This is a genomic window from Clostridium sp. RTP31139st1_H3_RTP31139_211217 (assembly GCF_040227035.1).
In the GTDB taxonomy this organism is placed as follows: domain Bacteria; phylum Bacillota; class Clostridia; order Clostridiales; family Clostridiaceae; genus Clostridium; species Clostridium saudiense.
This window is the reverse complement of the sequence record NZ_JBCOAB010000020.1, coordinates 1-18,999: the sequence shown is the minus strand read 5'-3', so window position 1 is coordinate 18,999 and position 18,999 is coordinate 1. Positions and strand designations below refer to the sequence as shown.

Sequence of the window (18,999 nt, the reverse complement as noted above, 5' to 3'; positions counted from 1 at the left end):
TAGTAATAATTAATCTGTATAAAAAAATTATTCGAATTCGTCAATGGCTAAATCTTGCTTTTTTAATGTGAATTTAAAAATAACACCATCTTTAGTATTACTTATAGAATATTTACTTTTATGAAGGGATAAAATTCTTTCTACTGTTGCTAATCCTAGACCATAGCTATTTTTAGATCTATCACCAGATTTATCTAATCTGTAGAATTTTGCAAATATATTCTCTAATTCATTATCAGGTATAGTAATCCCTTTATTTTCTATTGAAATTAAATAATCAAAATCATCTTCCTTAACGGTAATGATAATATCATTATTTCTAGGTGTATATTTAATAGTATTTGATAAAAGATTTTGCACAACACGTTCTAATGTCATTATATCACCTTCAACATAGGCATATGAAGGTAAATTAAATTTTATGTTTAATCCTTTATTCTGAAAGTCTAATGAGAATTTTTTTACCATTCCTTGTAGTAATCTAACTATATTAAATGACTCTAAATGTAAGGCTATTGTTTCAGATTCTAATTTAGATAAATCAAGCATATTGGTTATTAATAAATTCATTTTATTTGCTTCGTCTATAATAGTATCTAAATATGCAACGGCATCTTTTCCAGAAGCTATACCATCTCTTAAGCCTTCAGCATATCCACATATAATGCCTAGTGGAGTTCTTAAATCATGGCTTACACTTGATACGAAATCTTTTCTCATATTTTCAAGATTACGCTCTTTTTCAATATCTTTTTCTAATTGAGCATTTTTTTCTTGGAGCGTTTGAAGAGCATTTTCTAAGTTAGATGATAAAAAGTTTAGTGTATTTGCAAGATTACCAATTTCATCATCAGATGTAACTGCACACTTTGTGTCAAAATCTAAATTAGACATTTTTTTTGCTGCTTTATTTAAATCAATAAGTGGTTTACTAATTAATTTAGAATAAATTCTAGACAAAAATATAGCTAATATTAAAAATCCAATTAATAAATAAAAATAGAAACTACGTATAACACTTGAAGCTTCTTTGATTGGTTGTATAGAAGATACTGAAATAAGTAGTGAATCATTTTCACTTTGAATTGAAATTGGCGCAACAATTCCTATTTTTTTGTAGTCACTACCTTGATTCGTAAAAATTACACTTTGCACTTTATCATTGATTAAAACATCTTCAATTAAATCATGATTTGATAATAGATCTGAATAAAAATTAGTTAAAGATTTCATATCATCGAAGTTTTTATTATCAAAATATGATAAATATTTTAATGAACCGTCATTTAATGATATAATTGCAATTCTTGAATTATTTTTTTCTTCATAATTTTTTAATGCAGAACTTAGGGTTGTAGCATCAAAATTTTGATAAGAATATAATGATTTTATTCTTTTAGCATCTAAAATTAATGATTCTGTTTTTTTAGAAAGATAAAAGTCTTCAAAAAATATATTTTGAAATAAAAAAGTTAAACAAAATACAATTGATATTAAACCAAAGGTTATTAATGTAATTCTTTTAGAAATACTATTCTTCATTTGGAACTTCAAATTTATACCCACTTCCTCTTACTGTAACAATATAGTTAGCTTTTGAACCCAATTTTTCACGTAATCTTTTTATATTTGTGTCAACAGTCCTTAAATCACCATAATAATCGATTCCCCAAACATTGTCTAGTATAGTGTCCCTGCTTAATGCAATTCCTAAATTATCAGATAAATAAAGCAAAAGTTCAAATTCTTTTGGTGATAATGTAAGAGCAACGCCATTTATTTTAACTTCATGTGCTAACTTATTAATAGTTAATCCATTATAATTTTGAGTTGGGTTGAAATCATCATCATTATTAGTTGTTCTTTTTAATAAAGCTTTGATTTTAGCTATTAAGATTTTAGGGGAAAATGGTTTAGTAACATAATCATCAGCACCCATTTCATAACCAAAAAGTTTATCTTCCTCCTGACCTTTTGCAGTTAATAATATAATTGGAAGATTAGAAACTGTTCTAATTGTTTCTAAAACTGTAATACCATCAATCTTAGGCATCATTATATCTAATAGGATTAAATCGACTTTGTTATTTTTAAATATAAATATTCCTTCATCACCATCAGAAGCTTCTAATACATTAAATCCTTCTGCCTTCAAGTAATCCCTTAATAAAAATCTTATTTTTAATTCATCTTCTATTATTAGTATAGTTTTACTCATAATGCCTCCTTTAAAAAATATTTATTAACTAAATTATAAAACATAATTGTACAATTATAAACTAATAAGTTAATTTATATAAAAATAAATTAAATAAGTATATATTAAGAGAATTAGAACAGATAAACTATTAAAAAAAGACTTAAATTATTTAAATAGAATAGTGTATTTTGTATAAATTTTACTAATCTAAATCTTAGACTTAAATTAGTAAAATTTAAGTTGAATTAGCAAAATATAAAATATTGAATTTCACTTAATTGTTGATATTAAGTAGCAAACATATTATATTATAATTCTAGGAAAAAAGTATTTTAGATGGGGGAAGGTAGAAGGTGATTAAATTAAATTTTGATGTAAAAAAGCATATTCTTAAAAATGGATTAGAAGTCATTACTATAAAAAAGAATACCCAAATCTCATCAATTAACATAGGAATTAAAGTTGGTGCCTTAAATGAAACTCTTGAGGAAAAAGGGATTTCACATTTTATAGAACATATGATTTTTAAAGGAACTGAGAATAGAACATTTCAAAGGTTAAATGATGAATTAGAGTCTTTAGGTGGAGAATATAATGCTTATACGGATTATTCTCAAACAGTATATTCAATTAGTTGTTTAGAGGAAGAGTTTATAAATGGTATTGAATTATTAAGTGATATGCTTATTAATTCAAAACTTCCAGAAGAAGAGGTAGATAAAGAAAGAGGAGTAATTTTAGCAGAAATAAGATCAAGTAAAGATAGTGTTGAAGATTTTAGTTTTAAAAGGATTAATGAAGTTGCATTTGAACATAGCGCTTTAAAGTATGATGTTGCTGGGTTAGATGAAAATGTAAAAAACTTTACTAGGGATCAGCTTTATAGTTATTATAAAAAGTATTATGTGCCAAACAATTCATTAATAACAATGGTATCATCACGAGAGCATGATGATGCAATAAAGGAAATAGAAAAATATTTTGGAAAGTGGCAACCTAAAGAGGTGAAAAGTTTAGATGTTAAAGATGAAAAGAATAAGGATATTAAGGTAGTAACAACTAAAGAAAATATTGAATTAAGTACAATAATTTATTTATTTACTTTTTATGATTTAGATAAAAAAAGTGAACTTCCATTACGAATTTTAAATCACAGATTAGGTGAAAGTGCCAACTCTTTACTATTTAGGGAAGTAAGAGAAAACAGAGGTTTAGCATATGATATATATTCACATTTAGACATTACTAAAAATGTAAAAACATTATATGTTTATACTGCAGTTGATGAAGAGGATATAAATGATGCTTCAAAAGCTATAGAAGAAATATTTAAGGATATTAAGTCTAAAAAAATTGTAATTGGTAATAATGATTTAAATATAATGAAAAAGGTTCATAAGACAGCTGTGATTTCAACATTAGAGGATTCAGTTGAATTATGTAGTTATATTTTGAGTCAAAGCTTAGAAGGTGAAGATATATTTGAATTTTTAGAAGATATGGAAAGTCTAAATAGTATTACAGCAGATGAGATATATGAAGTTGCAAATAAAGTTTTAAATAATCCTACAATTCATATACTAAAATCATCATAAGGTGGTAATAATTATGAATATAATAACAAAAATTGAAGTAAGAAAAAGAAATAAGGAACGAGTAAACATATATATTGATGAAGAGTATGCTTTTTCAATTAGTGCTGAATTGATATATAAAGAAAATATAAAGGTTAAAGATAAAATTGATGTTGATTCTTTAAAAAAGTTAGCGGATGAAGATAACTATATAAAATGTAAAAATACAGCGCTTAAAACAATTGAACGAACTTATAAGAGTGAAAAGGAATTAGCACAAAAATTAGCATTAAAAGGTTATGATGACCATATAATTAATCGTACAATAAATTTTATGAAAGAATATAATTTATTAAATGATAATAATTATGCAACTATGTATGTTAAAGATAAATCGAGAAACATAGGTAAAAAGAAAATTAAGTACTCTTTACTTCAAAAAGGAATTGATGAAGAGATTATTGAAAGTGAATTAGAAAAAATAAATAATGATGAGGTTAAAGCTATTGTTTATGAAATGGCTTTAAAAAAATACAAAGTATTTAGTAAAAGAGAAAATGATAATTATAAACTAACGCAAAAATTATATAGATTTTTAATGGGGAAGGGGTATGATTATGATTTAATTAAAGATGTTGTGAAATCTATAGTTAAATCAGAAGATTTCGAATAAAAGGAGCAATCTTAATGAATGAAATACTCTCTTATGCTATATGTTTTTTTATTATAATTTTAGGAGTTACAGAAAGTGTGAAAAGGTCATTGAATGGAAGAAATGTAACTTTTGCGCTAGAGAGGGTCCTTTATTATATTTCTATATTTATTACGATTTTAATAATTGCTTTAAAGATTGATGTTATTATTAAAGGTATTACTAAAATATCAATTTCATATCTTAAATTAGATGGTATTTATGGTGATGTTTGTAAAATAGCATTATTAGTAGGATTATTCTTTTTACTTCAAGTATCATTTTATGTGATATCTAAGAAAATTATTATACCAATGTTTAAGGGATTAAATAAGGCAAATAGTATTTTGATTGTTATATTATCATCAATATTTGGAATAGTAAAAGGAATAATGTCAATACTTATATTTTTTGTAGCATTAATTATGTATAATAATACTATAGGAATTTATAATAGAATTGATTTATTTAGTAATAATAAAGTTTATGAGAAGTTATCTTCTGAAATAGCCCAAAATAATAGTGATCTTACAGATGAAATTGTAGAAAACTTTCTACCAACAAGCAATATAATTATTTATTATAATGGTGTTACATTAGAAGAAGGAATTAAATCTACAAATGAAATTGATGAGATGGCAAAAGAATTAACAAAAGGTGTAACAAGTGATATTGATAAAGCTAGAATTTTGTATTCTTGGATTGGAAGTAATATAGAGTATGATTATGATAGAGCAGAAAAAGCATTAAATAATGAAAAAGTTGAAAATAGCGGAGCTATTTCAGCATTTGAAAATAGAAGTGGTATTTGTTTTGACTACTCTTGTCTTTATGTTGCAATGGCTAGAGCAGTAGATTTAAAGGTTAGATTATTAACGGGAACAGCATATGATGGGAAGCAATATGGACCACATGCATGGAATGAAGTTTATATTAGTGATATAGAAAGTTGGATACCGGTAGATACTACTTTTTATTTAGCAGGAGATTATTTTAATAATTATGATTTTTATGAAGATCATATAACTGATAGTATTGCAGGAGAATGGTAAAAGCGCTTATTAAAGCGCTTTTTTATTTTTAGAAATTAATAGGTTTATAGCTTTTTCGCAGTCTTTATCTGAAGCATCTAAAGCCCAAGCTCTATTAAAATAAATTAATGCTTTATTTACATTTTCGAGCATTGCATAGCAATAAGCTAAATTAAAATAATATTTACTTTCTTTTTGTATACTTAAAGCTTTCTTAAGCATTTCAATTGCGCTATTAAAATCCTTAAGTTTAATATAACATACACCTGCGTTATAATAAGCGCAACTTTCATTTTCACCAACTTCAATAGATTCTATGTAATTTTCGATTGCTTTAGAGTAATCTTTATTATTATAATATTTATTTCCTTCATTAAAGTAACTCATATTAACCTCCTAAGTATTTACTCAGATATTCTAATTATTGTCTTTACCACATAATATTATTCATTAAATATATATTTTAGAAGATAATATATTATTAAATAATATAGAACAAACATTGAATAATAAACAAAATTTGGTAAAAATAGTTATTTGATATGAAAAAATAAAATTTATGTGATATAATTAGTGCGATATATTAATTGGAAAGAGTGGTAAAATATGAGAAGTTATAAATTGGGAATTGATGTAGGATCTACTACAATAAAAGTTGTGGTATTAGATAATTATAATAAAGTAATTTATAGTGATTATAGGAGACATTTTTCCGATATAAAAACTACTTTAGATAATTCATTAAAGGAATGTTTTAAAAGTATAGGTAATGTTAATTTAAAAGTTACAGTTACAGGCTCTGGTGGAATAGGGGTATCACAGTGGTTAAAGTGCAAATTTGAGCAAGAAGTTATATCTTGTACTAGAGCAGTAGAGGAATTTATAAGTAAAACAGATGTTGTTATTGAACTTGGAGGAGAAGACGCTAAAATAACGTATTTAAAAGGTGGAATAGACCAAAGGATGAATGGAACATGTGCTGGTGGAACAGGAGCATTTATTGATCAAATGGCTATTTTATTAAATACTGACGCAAAAGGGTTGAATATATTAGCTAAAGAGGCAACTAACATTTATCCAATTGCTTCAAGATGTGGAGTTTTTGCGAAAACTGATATACAACCATTAATTAATGAAGGAGCAAAGAAAAGTGATATTGCAGCATCAATATTTCAAGCTGTTGTAGATCAAACAATAAGTGGACTAGCATGTGGGAAACCTATTAGGGGGAATGTTGCATTTCTTGGTGGTCCTCTTCATTTTCTTGATAGTTTAAGAGATAGATTTATAAAAACTTTAAATTTAAAAGAAGGTGAATACTTTGCACCCAATAATTCTGAAATTTATGTTGCTTTAGGAGCTGCAATTTTAGCTGAAAACAGTGAGATAATTAATTCTAATGAGCTAATTAGAAGACTAAATGAAATTAATGCTAAAACAATAGTGAATGAATCATTAGAACCATTATTTATTGATGAAGAAGATTATAATAAATTTAAGGAAAGACATAGTTTAAGCACTGTTCCTAAAGGAAATTTATCTGAATACAAGGGGAAAGTATTTATAGGAATAGATGCAGGTTCTACTACAACTAAAGCGGTTGTATTAGGAGAAAAAGGAGAGTTATTATATTCTAGCTATAATAATAATGAAGGAAGTCCTTTAAATAAAACTATAGATATTTTAAAAGAAATTTATATATTATTAAATAAAGATGTAAAGATAGCAAAAGCTACAGTTACAGGTTATGGAGAAGGATTAATAAAGGCAGCTCTTGGTGTTGATATTGGTGAGATAGAAACAATTTGTCATTTTAGAGGTGCAAAAGAATTTATGCCTAATGTGGATTTTATATTAGATATAGGCGGACAAGATATGAAAGCCTTAATGATTAAAGATGGAGTTATTAATAACATTTTATTAAATGAAGCGTGTTCATCAGGATGTGGTTCATTTATTGAAGGATTTAGTAAATCTTTGGGAATTTCAATTGATGAATTTGCTAAATTGTCTATTAAATCAAAACATCCAGTTGATTTAGGTTCAAGATGTACTGTATTCATGAATTCAAAGGTAAAGCAAGTACAAAAAGAAGGTGCAAGCATTGCAGATATTTCTGCAGGTCTTTCTTATTCAGTAATTAAAAATGCCTTATATAAGGTAATTAAGATTAGAAATTTTGATGAATTAGGCAAAAATATTATAGTACAAGGTGGTACTTTTTATAATGATGGAATATTAAGAAGCTTTGAAAAAGTTACAGGCATTGATGTTGTAAGACCTGAAATAGCGGGATTAATGGGAGCGTATGGAGCAGCATTAATAGCTAAGGAAAATTACACAGAAGGAGAGACATCATCATTAATAACAAGAGATAAAATCAATGATTTTACAATGGAAACAAGTTGTGAGAGATGTGGAAGATGTGGAAATAACTGCTTATTAACAATTAATAAATTCAGTGAAAGTGAAAATTATATTACAGGAAATAGGTGTGAAAGACCTCTTGGTAATATTGAGAAAAAAGCAAATGTACCTAATTTATATAAATACAAGTTAAAAAGAATATTTTCTTATAAACCTTTAAGTAAAGAAGAGGCAATAAGGGGAGAAATTGGTATACCTCGTGTTTTAAATATTTATGAAAATTATCCATTTTGGTTTACTTTCTTAACAAAATTAAAATTTAGGGTTGTATTATCTCCAATTTCTAATAAGGATATATTTAAATTAGGAATAGAAACTATACCATCAGAATCAGCTTGCTATCCAGCTAAAATAAGTCATGGTCATATTATGTATTTAATTAACAAAGGAATTAAAACTATTTTTTATCCATGTATTCCTTATGAATATAAAGAAGATAGTGGGGCTAATAATCATTATAATTGTCCTATGGTTACATCATATCCAGATGTTATTAAAAATAATATAGATGAATTAAAAGATAAAGGAATAAAATATCTTTCGCCATTTTTGTCATTGCACAATAAAGAGAAGCTTTATAAAAGACTTTATGAAATTTTTGAAGAGTTTAATGTTACTAAAAAAGAAATAAGAAATGCAGTGGATGCAGCTTTTAACGAAAGAGAAAGTGTAGTTAATGATATAAGAAAAAAAGGTGAAGAAACATTAAAGTATATTGAAGATAATAATATGAAAGGTATAGTTTTAAGTGGTAGACCTTATCATATTGACCCTGAAATCAATCATGGACTAACAGATATTATAACATCATTTAATATGGTAGTTTTTACTGAAGATAGTGTTGCTCATTTAGGAAATTTAAATAGACCAATAAGAGTTGTGGACCAATGGATGTATCATACTAGATTATATAGAGCTGCTGCCTTTGTAAAGGAAAGAAAAGATTTAGAATTAATACAGTTAACATCATTTGGTTGTGGCTTAGATGCTGTTACAAGCGATCAGGTATCTGAAATATTAGCTAGTAGAGGAAAGATATACACTTTAATAAAAATAGATGAAGGAAGTAATTTAGGTGCAGTTAAGATAAGGATAAGATCGTTAAAGGCAGCAATGGAAGAAAGGGAAAGAAATAATGTTGTATTAAAAAGTGTAGATAACAGCTATCAAAACAATGTGTTTACAAAGGAAATGAAAAAAGATTGGACAATACTTGCACCTCAAATGTCGCCTATGCATTTTCAATTTATAGAAAAAGCGGCAAAGGCTAGTGGATATAATATTGAGGTATTACCTGCTAATGATAAAGAGGCAATTGAAGAAGGGGTTAAATATGTTAATAATGATGCTTGTTATCCGTCAATATTAGTTATTGGACAAATGATTCATGCATTAAAAAGTGGTAAATATGATCCAGAAAAAACTGCATTAATTATTACACAAACTGGTGGTGGTTGTAGAGCAACTAATTATGTTGGATTTTTGAAGAAAGGTTTAAGGGAAGCGGGATTTCCTAATGTTCCAATTATTTCATTAAATACATTAGGTATGGAAAAGCAACCAGGATTTACGATTTCATATGAATTAATAAAGAAGCTTATGATGGGTATAATTTATGGTGATTTATTTATGAGAGTGCTTTATAGAGTAAGACCTTATGAAGTTGTTGAGGGATCTGCAAATAAGTTATATGAATACTATCGAGAAAAAGCATTTGAAAATCTAATAAATGGTAGTAAAAGTGAAATGAATAAAATAGTTAAAGAAATAGTTAAAGCTTTTGATACACTTGAAATTAATAATGAAGTTAAGCCGAAGGTAGGCATAGTAGGTGAAATATTAGTTAAATATCATCCAACTGCCAATAACAATATAGTAGATGTTTTGGAGAATGAAGGTGCAGAAGTAGTAGTTCCTGAATTATTAGATTTCTTTTTATATTGTTGTTATAACTCAAAATTTAAAAATAGATACTTATCAGGAAGCAAAATAACAAAAACTGTTTGTGATATTGCAATTTCCTATATTGAAGCATATAGGAAATTTGTAATTAAAGAATTGCAGAATAGTGAAAGATTTGGATATCCAACTACTATTAGTCATTTAGCAGAAAAGGCAGCAAATGTTGTATCTTTAGGTAACCAAACAGGTGAAGGGTGGTTATTGACAGGCGAGATGGTTGAGTTAATTGAAAATAATGTGAATAACATTGTTTGTATTCAACCATTTGCATGTTTACCTAATCATGTAACAGGAAAAGGAATGATTAAAGCATTAAAAGCTAAATACCCGTTGGCAAATATTATTGCTGTTGATTATGATCCAGGAGCCTCTGAAGTTAATCAATTAAATAGAATAAAGCTTATGATGTCGGTAGCATTTAAGAACTTAAAGCTACCACAAGAAAACTATGATTATAAAAAAGAAGTTAAAATAGATATTAATACTTTAAGAACTAATAATATATAAAGTTAGTTATATATTGTATATGATGGAACTTTATATGATTTAGTTATTAAAAGCTATTATCAGTGTATTTATAGAACAAAATAAGCAAGAGTTAACTTGAAAATAAAGAAGACTTTAAAAAAATTCGACATTTTTTTTAAATCCTCTTTATTTTTTTTCATCTCTTTACTATAATGTATTTATATTTTAATACGTTAAATTAGTGGCAGGAGAGATAGTATGAATGATAAAAATCCTTATATTTTAGTTTTAGGAGCCTCAATTGTTGATATTTTTGGGTTTTGTGGAAGAAGTTATGCTCAAAGAGATTCGATACCGGGGCATATAAAAATATCTTTTGGAGGAGTATGTAGAAATATTGCAGAAAATCTAGCAAGAGTAGGAGTGGAAACAAAGTTTATTTCAACTTTAGGTGATGATGAAAATGGAAAAAGCATTTTTGAACATTCTAAAAAATTAGGATATAGTATGGAGCACTCTTTATTCTTAAAGAATGAAAGTACTCCAACATATATGGCAATTTTAAATCACCAAGGTGAAATGGAATCAGCTGTAGTAGATATGGAAAGCTTAAATAAAATGGATGAAAGTTTTATTGATGAAAAAGATAGTATTTTTAGAAATGCACAATATACTATAGTTGATTCAGATAATCCAGTTTTATTAGAGTATATTTTAAAGAAATATGAAGGAGTAAGTAACTTTATATTAGATCCAGTATCAGCAAAGAAAGCTAGAAAAATTCGTCATTTAATAAAATACTTCCATACAATAAAACCAAATAGATTTGAAACAGAAGCTTTATGTGGTTTTAAGATTGAAAGTAATGAAGACTTAAGAAAAGCTGGTAGATTTTTTATTGAACAAGGAGTAAAAAATGTATTCATTAGTTTAGATGCAGATGGAATATATTATATTACTAGTGAGGGTGAAGAAGGAACTCTTGCATGTTCTGATAAGATAGATGTTAAAAATGTTACAGGAGCAGGTGATTCATTTGTTGCCGGAATTGGATATGGCTACATGAATAATTTAAATATTAAGGATACCCTTAAGTATTCTGTTGCAATGTCTATAATTACAATAACTCATGAAGAAACTATTAATCCTGACATGTGTCATGCTTTAGTTGAGGATTTTGTTAAAAATACTAATTGGAATGAAAATTAATACTTTTAGATAAGACTCTTTATAGAGTCTTATTTTTTTACAATTAATTGCTTTGAAATTGAAAAAATGGTAATTGTAGGATATAATTTAAATAGGATTCTAATGTTAATTAATAGTATAAAATTATAATTTTTTTAGTAGAGCTAAAAGTTATATAAATAAGTTAAGTAGTTTCAAATAAACAAATAGAGGGGTACAGATGAGTAAAAAAAGAAAGGTTATTGATGTTTATGGAATTGTACAAGGAGTTGGGTTTAGACCTTTTGTTTATAACTTAGCAATAAAAAACAGTTTAACCGGATACGTTAATAATAATAGTAATGGAGTTATTATAGATATTCAGGGGGAAGAAGATAACTTAAAGGCATTTATTGTTGAATTAAGCAAAAATCCACCATTATTATCTAAAATAAAGAAAGTGAAGATTACTGAGAAAAAAGTAAATCAAAAATATACAGACTTTTATATAAAATTAACTGAAAAAAATATTAGTCCTACTACATATATTTCACCAGATTACTCAATATGTGATAAATGTAAAACTGAAATTTTTGATAAAAATAATAAAAGATATAGATATCCTTTTACAAATTGTACATGCTGTGGGCCAAGATTTTCAATAATCAAAGATTTACCATATGATAGAGATTTAACAACAATGAATGAATTTGAAATGTGTGAAAGTTGTAAAGCCGAATATAATAATCCAGAGAATAGGAGGTTTCATGCCCAACCAAATGCATGTCCAGAATGTGGTCCTATAGTATTTTTAAGTAAAAGTAATGGAGAGTTAATAAAGTATGAGGATCCTTTAACAGAAACTATTAAGTTGATTAAAGAAGGCAATATAATAGCAGTTAAAGGATTAGGAGGATTTAATTTATCTTGTGATGCTAAAAATGAAGAGACAATAAGATTATTAAGAAAAAGAAAAAAGAGACCCCAAAAGCCTTTTGCCGTAATGATGAGAGATTTAGAAGTTGTTAAAAAATACTGTAATTTAAGTAAAGAAGAAGAAGCAGTATTATTAAGTAATAAAAGACCTATTGTACTATTAGAAAAGAATAAAAATTATGGCCTTCCTAATAATTTAGCACCCAATAATAAAAGAGTTGGAGTAATGCTTCCATATACGCCCTTACATTACTTATTATTTGATGAAAATACAGAAATATTAGTTATGACAAGTGGAAATATCAGTGGAGAGCCAATAATTTATAAAAATAATCAAGCATTAGAAAAATTAAATAATATAGCGGATTATTATTTGTTAAATAATAGAGAGATTTATATGAGTATTGATGATTCTGTTACTAGAGTTATTAAGAGTAGAGAAAGAGTTATAAGGAGTGCTAGGGGATATTCACCTAAAAGTATATTCATGAATACTAAAAGTGAAATTTTAGCATTAGGGTCAGAATTGAAAAATACTATAAGTGTCAGTAATAAAAATGATGTATTTATGAGTGAGTATATAGGTGATTTGAAAAATATAGAAACTACTAATAAGTTTGAAAGAGTAATTTCTCATTATTTAAAAATATATAGTATAAAACCTAAAATAATTGTTTATGATATGCATCCAAGCTTTGTTTATAGGGATATAAATTTGAAGGATATTTTAAATATAAATGAAGATGTTAAGATTATGGAAACACAACATCATCATAGTCATGTTGTAAGCTGTATGGTAGAAAATGATATAAATGAACAAGTAATAGGTATTGCATATGATGGAACTGGATATGGAGATGATAAAAAAATATGGGGTGGAGAATTTTTACTATGTAATAGAAAAGAATATGTAAGAATTGGACATTTACAGTATTTTAATTTACCAGGTGGAGAAAGTGCTATTAAGAATCCATGGAAAATTGCGTTATCTTTACTATATAAGGTATATAATGATGACTTTATTAACTATATACCAAATAATCTTAAGAATAAAAGTGTTAGTGTAATTAAGAATATTATTGATAAAAAAATAAACTCACCTGAAACATCAAGTATAGGTAGATTATTTGATGGAATTTCTGCACTAATTGGATTAATTGAAGAGATTTCTTTTGAAGGCGAAGCAGCTATAATATTAGAAAATATAAGTAATGAAGAAATAATAAATAACTATAAATATAATATAGATAAAATAGAAGATAGATATATTATAAAATTTAATGAAATAATTATAGGAATAGTTAATGATATTAGAAATAAAGTTACTAAAGATATTATTAGTGCAAAATTTCATAATACTGTAGTTGAATTTACAATAGATATGGCAAAAAGGATGAGAGAAAAAACTAAGGTTAACAAAGTTATACTTACTGGAGGAGTATTTCAAAATGAAATATTACTTGATAGAACTATTGTTAAATTAATTGAAAATAATTTTGAGGTAATAACTCATACAATTATTCCTTGCAATGATAGTGGTATTAGTTTGGGACAATTGGCAATAGCAAATGAAAAAATAAATTAAATATAAATGAGTTTAAAGAGTGTAAGGAAATTTAATTCAGCAAATTAAAGTTTTCATATATAGCTTATTTGAAAGGAGAAAAATATATGTGTATAGCAGTTCCGGCGAGAATAGAATCTATTATCGATAATGAAGCAACTGTAAGTTATGGTGGGATAAAGATGAAGGTGAACATTATGTTTATAAATGAGCCTAAAGAAGGTGATTATGTATTAGTTCATGCAGGATGTGCAATTCAAAAGATAGATGAAGATTACGCTAATGAAACTCTAGAAATATTTAGTGAACTTAGTGAGGCAATTAAGGAGTGTGAAAGAAGTGGACACACTGAATAAACTAAAAGATATTAACCTTACAAATAGATTTTTAGATAAGATAAAGAGCGAAGTAGTATCAGAAATTTCTATTATGGAGGTATGTGGAACTCATACAAATGTAATTTTAAAAAATGGTATAAAGGATTTATTGCCTGAGAAAATAAAGCTTATAAATGGTCCAGGTTGCCCTGTATGTGTAACGCCACAAGGATATATTGATACAGCAATAAAACTATCAAAAAAAGAAAATATGATAATTACTACTTTTGGTGACTTGATGAGGGTTCCAGGAAAGGAAAGTACATTAAGTAAGGAAAAAGCATTAGGAAGTGATATTAGAGTTGTTTATTCACCATTAGATAGTATTAAAATAGCTAGGGAGAATCCAAGTAAAGAGGTTATATTTTTAGGTATAGGATTTGAAACAACTGCTCCAATCATTGCAATGAGTATAAAAATAGCCAGTGATGAAAATATCAATAATTTCTCGGTTTTTAATAGTTTAAAGACAATGCCAGAAGCAATGAAGAGTTTAGTATTAAATCCTAATATAAAGATTGATGCATTTTTATGTCCTGGACATGTTGCAACGATAATTGGTGAAAATCAATTTAAGAAATTAGCGGTGGAATATAATATTCCAATGGTTATAGCTGGGTTTGAGGTAAATGATATTTTAGCATCTATATATACAATAATAGAAATGAATAAGAATAATAAAAATTATTTAGTTAATTTATATAGTAGACTTGTAAAAAAAGATGGAAATATAAATGCAGTTAATATAATACATGAAGTTTTTGAAAAAAGCGAAAGTATATGGAGAGGTATAGGAAAATTAGATAATGCAGGATTAATTATTAAAAATAAATATAGTCGTTTTGATGCATTAAATAAATTTGATATTAAATTTATACAGGAAAGTGATAATAAAGGATGTTCTTGTGGAGAAGTGCTAATGGGTATAAAAGAACCAACGGAATGTAATTTATTTGGGAATATATGTACACCTCTAACACCAATTGGAGCATGTATGGTATCAGAAGAAGGAACTTGTTCTGCTTATTATAAATATAAGTAATTTAGTTGGAGGGAGAAATTTTATGAGTAATGAAATTATAACCTTAAGTCATGGTAGTGGTGGAAAGGCAACTAATAAATTAATTAATAATTTATTTTATAAATATTTTAATAATGAAATTTTAAATCAACAAAATGATTCATCAGTTTTGCCGTTAATAAATGGAAGAATTGCAATATCTACAGATTCATTTGTTATAAATCCAATATTTTTTAATGGTGGAGATATAGGTAAGCTAGCTATTTGTGGAACAGTTAATGATATATCTATGAGTGGAGCAAAGCCATTATATATTACGGTAGGGTTTATAATTGAAGAAGGATTAGAGATTGATGAACTAGAGAAAATAGTAAAATCTATGGCTGATACAGCTAAAAAAGCAAATGTAAAAATTGTAACTGGTGATACAAAGGTTGTAGAACGAGGAAGTTGCGATAAAATATATATTAATACAACTGGTATTGGAATAATAGAAGATGAAAAATATTATTATAGTGGAGATATGGTCCAAGCTGGTGATTGTATATTATTAAGTGGTACTATTGGTGATCACGGAATGTGTATTATGAACAATAGAGAAAATTTGGGGTTTGATGTAGATATTAAAAGTGATTGTTGTTTATTAAATTTTCTAATAGACGATATTTTATCAGTAAGTAAAAATGTTAGGGTATTAAGAGACCCTACAAGAGGTGGAGTAGCTACAACACTAAATGAAATAATCGAGCATAGCAATATTAGTATAGAGATTGAAGAAAGAAGTATTCCAGTAAAAAAAGAGGTTTCTGCAATGTGTGATATTTTAGGATTAGATCCTCTTTATGTAGCCAATGAAGGAAAGTTAATTGTAATTGTTGATAAGGATGATGCTTTAAAGGTACTAGAAATAATGCGAAAAAATGAAGTAGGTCAGGATGCAGTAATTTTAGGAAAAGCTATAGATGATGGTAAAAATAAATTATATCTTAAAACTAAAATTGGTGGTAAAAGAATTATAAGTATGCCGGATGGTGAATTATTAGTTAGAATTTGTTAATAAAATTAAAATGACAAATAGCAAATTATTTTTTTATAAGGTAATTTATATTAAATTTGCTATTTGTCATTTTTTTATTTAAAGTGCAATTATAATCTTAACATAAAATTGATTTAATGCATTTAATAGCTTTGCAGTTATCAGAAGTTTCTATATATAATGAATTATCTTCACCAAAAAATGAAGAAAATACATCTAGGTTTTCAGAAACTGCGCAATAAATTTTAGCAAAAGTTCCTGATTTAACATTTGGTAGTGTAACTCTTATAGTTTTACTTTCAATATAATTTATACACCATTTGTCTAATATACACTCAACAGTTCTTACATCTTTTGAATTTTGTCTTTTATTATTTCCAACAACAAAATTAAATAAACTACAACTATCATTTAAATTTAAATATGAATAGCCATTTAATGATATTTTTTTGCATGCTATTTCTGATAATAAATCACAGATAGTATCTGAATTTGCTATAATTGAAAGTTGAGTTCTTTCTTCTATAGAAACATCACAACAGGAAAAATTATCTTGGTTACTACTTGAAAAATCATTTGAAAAATCACTTGCACTACTATTTGAAAAATCACTTGTACTACTATTTGAAAAGTCACTTACGTTGCTATTAGAGAAATTACTTACATCACTATTAGAGAAATCACTTTGACTTTCATTTGAGTAGTCACATGAACTAAAATAATAATCTGACATTATATCATCTCCATATAATCTTTTGTTTTAATTGGTCATAATACATAATATGAATAATATAATAAAATGTTCAAGGTATTAATATAAAATTAAAAAGGTATGTTTTTATAAAAATTTTTATTTATATAAAGTTAAAAGTAAGTACAAATGGAAAACATCTTATAGGATATTAGTATTTTTAAGGGAAAAGATAATATTGAGGTGAGATTATTATGACAAATAAAATGAAAAAAACTAAACATCAACACAAAAATGTAAATCATAATCCACAAGTGGAAAGTGTAAAAGCATGTTTTGAGGAACCAAAAGCTAAAGGATATGAGTTCATTCCACGTACTTTTGATTAGTAGTTGAAATCTAAGAAAAGGTTCTATTAAAATAGCTACTATCTAAAATCAAAGATTGTATTTTATAAATTTAAATAATAAAACTAGTAGAAATATTAATTTCTACTGGTTTTGTTATTTTAGTGAAAAATTATAGTTTTGATAGAAATGATTTTTGGTATTTAGCTTGTTTTAAAACTATTGCTTTAAATATGTCTGTAATATATACAAACACAATCAAATAAAAATACAAAAAACACTTTACAAACCAAACATAAAACTCTATAATAAAATATGTAATATAAGTAAAAAAATGGGAGGGAAAAATGGAAAGAGAAAAAATTATACAATTAACTAATAAGGAGTATGTTACACTTGTTGAAGGAGCATATGTAGCGTGTTTTTTGCTTGGAAAAGATGTAAATATATCAGGTGCTAGAGGTGATGCAAGAACTGAATATAATTATTTATATGGAAAGGTAAGAAATAATGAAATACAATGTAAAAAACAAGGTAATGCACTGTATGTAAAAACAGAGGATGTAAAAAATATGTTTTTGAAAGATAATACACAGATGAATATTGAATCAGTTTTGCAAGATACTTCAAACGTTGCTAATGAGAATAGTAGTGAGGATATTATAGATGATAAAGAGAATATACTATCTGAATTAAAAGAAAATTATAATGAGTTACAGCTTAAGTATAAAAATTTAGAAGATGAAAATTTAAGACTAAATAAGCAAATTAAAATATTAAAATTACAATTAGAATTAGAAAACAAAAAAAATATAGATTTATCTGAAAGAATGACAGGGATGATACTTAATAGTTAAAATAAGGGGGTAGTGGATTGAAAATTAATTCTAAGCAGTATATAAATGATAGAATTATAATGCTTAATAAGCAGATAGATGTAATAATAAATGTACTTAGATATTCTAATGGTAATAAACTTCCAATTTGTAAAATGTCGTCTATATTAACTAATATAACTAATGAAGTAATATTACCAATTGATTTAATAAGGATAGTAGAAGCTCAAAATATTTTACAAAAACAAGGATATAGATTAAATTTGGAAATAGAAACATTATCTGGAGTAAAAGAACAGTTTGTAATATTAGAAAATTATTTAGTATAAATATTTTTTTAATTTTATTTAAAGTTTTAAAAATTTTACAAATAGAAATTAAGTAGTCAATAATAAGTCAAATTTATTGGAGGTATAATAAAATGTTTGACTTAGAAAAGGGACTAAAATTAATTGATGACCTAAAAAGAAATAACGAAACATTAAGCGAAGTTGAGTACAAAAGAAATGGAGAATTTAATGAATCATTTAAAGAGCTACTTAAGTATATTGAAGAACAGAAAAGGCTCCTTATAGCTAGTTAATGCTATAAGGAGGAGACTGTAGATAATTTTGTGTAATATAGTTTCTTATAAATCAAATATTACTGGAAATTTTGATTTCCAGTAATAT

Annotated in this window: 17 protein-coding genes; 13 read left to right on the top strand and 4 right to left on the bottom strand. The window is 26.1% G+C overall.

Translation table 11 applies throughout. From position 1 onward, the window contains the following. Window positions 1–27: 27 nt before the first annotated feature. Entirely contained in the window at window positions 28–1,542 is a 1,515-nt protein-coding gene (locus tag ABUA17_RS09920; protein ID WP_042401606.1) for a HAMP domain-containing sensor histidine kinase, read from the bottom strand. Continuing rightward, window positions 1,532–2,218: a response regulator transcription factor gene (locus ABUA17_RS09915; protein WP_042401603.1), complete on the bottom strand. Its 687-nt coding sequence runs from the start codon at window positions 2,216–2,218 to the stop codon at window positions 1,532–1,534. Before ABUA17_RS09915 ends, ABUA17_RS09920 begins: the two co-directional genes overlap by 11 nt. A gap of 335 nt (window positions 2,219–2,553) precedes the next feature. Here ABUA17_RS09915 and ABUA17_RS09910 point away from each other — a divergent pair, with 335 nt between their 5' ends. The 3 genes from ABUA17_RS09910 to ABUA17_RS09900 are packed head-to-tail and all read left to right on the top strand — an operon-like array spanning window position 2,554 to window position 5,517. Continuing rightward, entirely contained in the window at window positions 2,554–3,795 is a 1,242-nt protein-coding gene (locus ABUA17_RS09910; protein ID WP_154820691.1) for a M16 family metallopeptidase, read from the top strand. Between the two features lie 13 nt (window positions 3,796–3,808). Continuing rightward, on the top strand, window positions 3,809–4,447 hold the full coding sequence (gene recX / locus ABUA17_RS09905) for a recombination regulator RecX (protein ID WP_349818013.1): 639 nt from the start codon (window positions 3,809–3,811) through the stop codon (window positions 4,445–4,447). 14 nt (window positions 4,448–4,461) lie between these two features. Further along, entirely contained in the window at window positions 4,462–5,517 is a 1,056-nt protein-coding gene (locus ABUA17_RS09900) for a transglutaminase-like domain-containing protein (protein ID WP_042401594.1), read from the top strand. Window positions 5,518–5,526: 9 nt separating this feature from the next. Here ABUA17_RS09900 and ABUA17_RS09895 read toward each other — a convergent pair whose 3' ends face one another. Further along, a complete protein-coding gene (locus ABUA17_RS09895; RefSeq protein ID WP_042401591.1) occupies window positions 5,527–5,883 on the bottom strand; it encodes a tetratricopeptide repeat protein in 357 nt (118 codons plus the stop codon). 219 nt (window positions 5,884–6,102) lie between these two features. Here ABUA17_RS09895 and ABUA17_RS09890 point away from each other — a divergent pair, with 219 nt between their 5' ends. From ABUA17_RS09890 to hypE, 6 genes are all read left to right on the top strand, one after another. Then, window positions 6,103–10,392: a 2-hydroxyacyl-CoA dehydratase gene (locus tag ABUA17_RS09890; RefSeq protein WP_195951332.1), complete on the top strand. Its 4,290-nt coding sequence runs from the start codon at window positions 6,103–6,105 to the stop codon at window positions 10,390–10,392. A 219-nt stretch (window positions 10,393–10,611) separates the two neighbouring features. Then, on the top strand, window positions 10,612–11,562 hold the full coding sequence (locus ABUA17_RS09885; protein ID WP_042401585.1) for a carbohydrate kinase family protein: 951 nt from the start codon (window positions 10,612–10,614) through the stop codon (window positions 11,560–11,562). A 199-nt stretch (window positions 11,563–11,761) separates the two neighbouring features. Further along, window positions 11,762–14,041 carry a carbamoyltransferase HypF gene (hypF, locus tag ABUA17_RS09880; protein ID WP_042401582.1) on the top strand — a complete coding sequence of 760 codons (2,280 nt, stop codon included), beginning with the start codon at window positions 11,762–11,764 and terminating at the stop codon, window positions 14,039–14,041. A gap of 86 nt (window positions 14,042–14,127) precedes the next feature. Further along, window positions 14,128–14,376, top strand: a complete 249-nt coding sequence (locus tag ABUA17_RS09875) for a HypC/HybG/HupF family hydrogenase formation chaperone (RefSeq protein ID WP_042401579.1) — start codon at window positions 14,128–14,130, stop codon at window positions 14,374–14,376. Continuing rightward, window positions 14,360–15,439: a hydrogenase formation protein HypD gene (gene hypD, locus ABUA17_RS09870; RefSeq protein ID WP_195951333.1), complete on the top strand. Its 1,080-nt coding sequence runs from the start codon at window positions 14,360–14,362 to the stop codon at window positions 15,437–15,439. Before ABUA17_RS09875 ends, hypD begins: the two co-directional genes overlap by 17 nt. Window positions 15,440–15,461: 22 nt before the next feature. Then, a complete protein-coding gene (gene hypE / locus ABUA17_RS09865; RefSeq protein WP_042401574.1) occupies window positions 15,462–16,475 on the top strand; it encodes a hydrogenase expression/formation protein HypE in 1,014 nt (337 codons plus the stop codon). Between the two features lie 97 nt (window positions 16,476–16,572). Here hypE and ABUA17_RS09860 read toward each other — a convergent pair whose 3' ends face one another. After that, on the bottom strand, window positions 16,573–17,187 hold the full coding sequence (locus tag ABUA17_RS09860; protein WP_042401570.1) for a hypothetical protein: 615 nt from the start codon (window positions 17,185–17,187) through the stop codon (window positions 16,573–16,575). A 212-nt stretch (window positions 17,188–17,399) separates the two neighbouring features. Here ABUA17_RS09860 and ABUA17_RS09855 point away from each other — a divergent pair, with 212 nt between their 5' ends. From ABUA17_RS09855 to ABUA17_RS09840, 4 genes are all read left to right on the top strand, one after another. Further along, a complete protein-coding gene (locus tag ABUA17_RS09855; RefSeq protein ID WP_349818012.1) occupies window positions 17,400–17,534 on the top strand; it encodes a CPC_1213 family protein in 135 nt (44 codons plus the stop codon). A 305-nt stretch (window positions 17,535–17,839) separates the two neighbouring features. Further along, a complete protein-coding gene (locus ABUA17_RS09850) occupies window positions 17,840–18,349 on the top strand; it encodes a hypothetical protein (protein WP_349818011.1) in 510 nt (169 codons plus the stop codon). Window positions 18,350–18,366: 17 nt separating this feature from the next. Then, the gene (locus ABUA17_RS09845) at window positions 18,367–18,657 is read left to right on the top strand and encodes a hypothetical protein (RefSeq protein ID WP_349818010.1); all 291 of its coding nucleotides are present in this window, start codon (window positions 18,367–18,369) and stop codon (window positions 18,655–18,657) included. A 92-nt stretch (window positions 18,658–18,749) separates the two neighbouring features. Continuing rightward, the gene (locus tag ABUA17_RS09840; protein ID WP_349818009.1) at window positions 18,750–18,911 is read left to right on the top strand and encodes a hypothetical protein; all 162 of its coding nucleotides are present in this window, start codon (window positions 18,750–18,752) and stop codon (window positions 18,909–18,911) included. The last annotated feature ends 88 nt before the right edge of the window (window positions 18,912–18,999 follow it).